At 71.4% G+C, this 2,371-nt stretch carries 3 protein-coding genes; 2 read left to right on the forward strand and 1 reads right to left on the reverse strand.

The genetic code is table 11. The annotated features are described in order from the left end of the window. Both ACFTZL_RS44035 and ACFTZL_RS44040 read left to right on the forward strand, forming a co-directional pair. Positions 1 to 353, forward strand: a 353-nt coding sequence (locus tag ACFTZL_RS44035; protein WP_382596012.1) for a TauD/TfdA family dioxygenase, incomplete at its 5' end; no start/stop codon positions are given. Positions 354 to 418: 65 nt separating this feature from the next. Continuing rightward, positions 419 to 1,687, forward strand: a complete 1,269-nt coding sequence (locus ACFTZL_RS44040; RefSeq protein ID WP_382596015.1) for a diaminobutyrate--2-oxoglutarate transaminase — start codon at positions 419 to 421, stop codon at positions 1,685 to 1,687. 132 nt (positions 1,688 to 1,819) lie between these two features. Here ACFTZL_RS44040 and ACFTZL_RS44045 read toward each other — a convergent pair. Then, positions 1,820 to 2,371 (reverse strand): aldo/keto reductase (locus tag ACFTZL_RS44045; RefSeq protein WP_382596018.1); only part of this gene is annotated, 552 nt, incomplete at its 5' end.

A 2,371-nucleotide genomic window follows, 5' to 3' on the forward strand; every position in this document is an offset into this window, starting at 1 on the left:
AGCCGCCGCCGTCCTTCGGCCCGGCCGGCGAGGGCACCGCGCACGCCGTGCTCACCGGCGACCCGGACGACCCCGACTGGTGCTTCGACGAGGCGGCCACCAAGACGGTGACCTCCGAGGGCCGGGCCGCCCTCGCCGAACTCGCCGAGGTGGCGCACCGCACGTACACCGGGGTGCTGCTGCGCCCCGGCGACCTCGCCGTCGTCGACAACCGGATCACCCTGCACGGCCGTTCCGAGTTCACCCCGCGCTACGACGGCCGTGACCGCTGGCTCCAGCGGACCTTCGCCTTCAGCGACCTGCGCCGTTCCCGGGACCACCGTCCCGGCGACGGAACGGTGCTGGTCAAGTGACCCCTCAAGTGACGTCGGCCCGAGAGGCGTGACGAGAGCCGTCGATATGAAAGGTACGTGCTGACATGACCGAGACCGACCGGACGGCCCTCGCGGTGTTCGAACGTCACGAGTCGAACGTACGCAGCTACTGCCGCGACTTCCCGGTAGTATTCGAACGAGCCGCCGGACACCATCTGTGGGACACCTCAGGGCGCCGCTATGTCGACCTGCTGTGCGGGGCCGGCTCGCTCAACTACGGTCACAACCCGCCCGAGATCGTCGAACGGGTGACGGCCTACCTCGCGGCCGGCGGCCCGGTGCAGTCGCTTGACCTGCACACCACGGCCAAGGCCGACTTCCTGGAGCGATTCACCAGCCTCGTCCTCAAGCAGCGCGGCCTCGGCGACCACGTCGTCCAGTTCCCCGGACCGGCCGGAACGCTCGCCGTAGAGGCCGCCCTGAAGCTCGCCCGCAAGGTCACCGGGCGCACCGAGGTGATCGCCTTCACCGGAGGCTTCCACGGCGCGTCGCTCGGCGCCCTCGCCGCCACGACGTCCCCGCTGCTGCGCGGCGCGGCGGGCGTACCTCTGACCGACGTCACGATCCTCCCGTACGGCGACGCGGCCGAGCCCGATCCGTTCGCCGCCCTGGAACACGCCCTCGGCCCGGGCGCGGCGACGCCCCCGCCCGCCGCGGTGCTGCTGGAGACTGTCCAGGGCGAGGGCGGACTGCACACCGCTCCCCGCGCGTGGCTGGCCCGGATCCGTGAACTCGCCGACACCACTGGCACGTTGGTCATCGTGGACGACATCCAGGCGGGCTGCGGACGCACCGGTATCTTCTTCAGCTTCGAGGACGCACCCGAACTCCGCCCCGACCTGGTCTGCCTGTCGAAGTCCCTCAGCGGAATGGGGCTACCGATGGCGGCGCTGTTGATCCGACGCGAGATCGACCGTTGGGCCCCCGGCGAGCACAACGGCACGTTCCGTGGCCACAACCTCGCCTTCGTGGCGGGCTCCGCGGCACTGAACCACTGGACCGACCCGCACTTCACCGGCCACGCCGCCGAACTGACCGCCGCGATCCGCACCAGCCTCGCGAGCATCACCGACGCCCTCCCGGTGGGTGCCGCCGAAGTCGTCGGCAAGGGAGCGATGAGCGGACTGAGATTCCCCGCCTCCGGGACGGCCGAGCGGATACGGGAGGCGTTGTTCCGCGCAGGCATCGTCGCCGAGACCTCGGGGTCGGGGCATGTACTGAAGCTCCTGCCACCCCTGACGATCCCCCTCACCGAGTGGAAGGAAGTGGCGGACACCTTGGGCGACACCGTCCAGGTACTCGCTACGGCGTAGTACCCGACGCCCTGGGGCCGAGCCAAGCCGAGCGGCCTCGGCCGTCCCCACGGGGGTGCGTTCAGCCCAGAGCCGTGGAGACCGGCGCTCCCCCCGGGGGTGCCCCTGTGGGCCGAGCGCCGCCCGCCACCGCTACCAGGCGAAGGCCTCCGGGGACGGGCCCGGGCCCGGGAAGATCTCGTCCAGCCCGGCCAGCAGCTCCTCACTCAGATCCAACTCGGTGGCGCGCAGGGCGGATTCGAGCTGCTCCGCCGTGCGCGGGCCGACGATCGGGCCGGTCACGCCGGGACGGGTGAGCAGCCAGGCCAGGGCGGCCTCGCCAGGCTCCAGACCGTGCTTGTCGAGCAGGTCCTCGTACGCCTGGATCTTCGCGTGTACCTCAGGGCCGGACATGGCGCCCGCGGCTCGCCCCTCGCTGCGCCGACCGCCCTCGACCTGCTTCTTCAGCACGCCGCCGAGCGCACCGCCGTGCAGCGGCGACCACGGGATGATGCCGAGGCCGTACTCCTGCGCGGCGGGTATGACCTCCATCTCGGCGCGGCGCTCGTAGAGGTTGTAGAGGCACTGCTCGCTCACGAGGCCGATGGTTCCGCCGCGCCGGGCGGCGATCTCGTTGGCCTGGGCGATCTTGTAGCCGGGGAAGTTCGACGACCCGACGTAGAGGATCTTGCCCTGCTGGACCAG

This window comes from Streptomyces sp. NPDC056948, assembly GCF_042674225.1.
In the GTDB taxonomy this organism is placed as follows: domain Bacteria; phylum Actinomycetota; class Actinomycetes; order Streptomycetales; family Streptomycetaceae; genus Streptomyces; species Streptomyces purpurascens.